This is a genomic window from Ligilactobacillus ubinensis, assembly GCF_024160875.1.
Lineage (GTDB): Bacteria > Bacillota > Bacilli > Lactobacillales > Lactobacillaceae > Ligilactobacillus > Ligilactobacillus ubinensis.
Genome location: NZ_JAIULA010000046.1, coordinates 1 through 990 on the forward strand (window position 1 = coordinate 1; position 990 = coordinate 990).

The 990-nt window shown below is 34.0% G+C and carries 2 protein-coding genes; both read right to left on the bottom strand.

Features of this window, described 5'->3' with window-relative positions; translation table 11 throughout:
• Positions 1–482, bottom strand: a 482-nt coding sequence (locus tag LB941_RS12235) for a Gfo/Idh/MocA family protein (protein ID WP_253362267.1), incomplete at its 3' end; no start/stop codon positions are given.
• A 25-nt stretch (positions 483–507) separates the two neighbouring features.
• The coding region (locus tag LB941_RS12240; RefSeq protein ID WP_253362268.1) for a TIM barrel protein at positions 508–990 on the bottom strand (483 nt) is incomplete at its 5' end.

The window sequence follows — 990 nt, forward strand, 5'->3', positions numbered from 1 at the left end:
TTATAGTGACGTTCATCAATCATTAACGGTTGTCCAATTACACCATCGTCAATCATCTTTTTCATCTGAACATATTCTGGTGCATAATGACGCATAAAACCTACTTGTAACATACGATGACCGTATTTCTTTTCTTCTGCAATAATATCTAAGCATTCTTTTGCATCCAAAGCTAATGGCTTTTCACAGAAAGTAAATTTTCCAGCTTTCAATGCTGCCATTACTATTTCATAGTGTGCTTCATTGCTTGCTGTACAAACTACAACTTCAACATTTGGATCATCAATTAAATCTTGATAATTAGCATAATCTTTAGCTTTTAACCCTTGTTCATCCAATACTTTCTGAGCTTTCCCAGGTACAATATCACAAACAGCTGTTACTTCAACATTCGCAATTGTTTTTGTCAATCGATGTAAATGATCTGATCCAATAAAACCAATTCCAACAATTCCAACTTTTAAAACATGTGCTTTAGTCATAATTTAAACCTCTTTCTATATTTAATTAATTTAATAACTCGTTTTCAATATATCTATGTGCTTTTTGTGCCATTTCAAGTGGATTAGCTTTTTCTGGGTCTTGTTCCGCTTCAACGACAATCCACCCTTTATAATTATGTTCAAGTAATTCCTTAAAAACAGGTTTAAAGTCAAGATTTCCATCTCCTGGCACAGTAAACATTCCATTCAAGAATGAACCTTGGAAAGTCAAGCCTCGTTGCCGACTATCTTTTTCTTTATCTTTTCTTACATCTTTGAAGTGAACATGAACAATGCGATCAATATGAGCTTTCAAAAGCGGTAAGTATTCACCATCTGAAACAGAAATATGCCCTGTATCATACAATAGACCCACCAATTTAGGATCTGTATTTTCCATCAAACGGTCTGTTTCTTCTTTGGTTTGAACGCCCGTTCCCATATGATGATGATAAGCTACTTTAATACCATATTTAGCAGCAATTTCTCCATAATGATTCAAGCCCTT